At 56.0% G+C, this 259-nt stretch carries 1 protein-coding gene; it reads left to right on the plus strand.

The window, feature by feature from the left end:
- On the plus strand, nt 1-259 hold a 259-nt coding region (locus QP381_RS09165; RefSeq protein ID WP_285068710.1), incomplete at both ends, for a carbamoyl phosphate synthase preATP-grasp domain-containing protein.

A 259-nucleotide genomic window follows, 5' to 3' on the forward strand; every position in this document is an offset into this window, starting at 1 on the left:
GGCTCCGGTCCCAACCGCATCGGTCAGGGCATTGAGTTCGACTACTCCTGTGTGCACGCGACCATGGAACTGGCAAAGGACTATGACACCATCATGGTCAACTGCAATCCGGAAACGGTGTCCACTGACTACGACATTTCTTCTCGGCTGTACTTTGAACCGCTTACCTTCGAGCACGTCCTCGAAATTTACCGTGCCGAATGTCAGGCCGGTCCTGTTGCCGGGATGATCGTTCAGCTCGGTGGGCAGACTCCGCTCT

This window comes from Pauljensenia sp. UMB6358, assembly GCF_030216865.1.
GTDB classification, from domain to species: Bacteria; Actinomycetota; Actinomycetes; order Actinomycetales; family Actinomycetaceae; genus Pauljensenia; species Pauljensenia turicensis_A.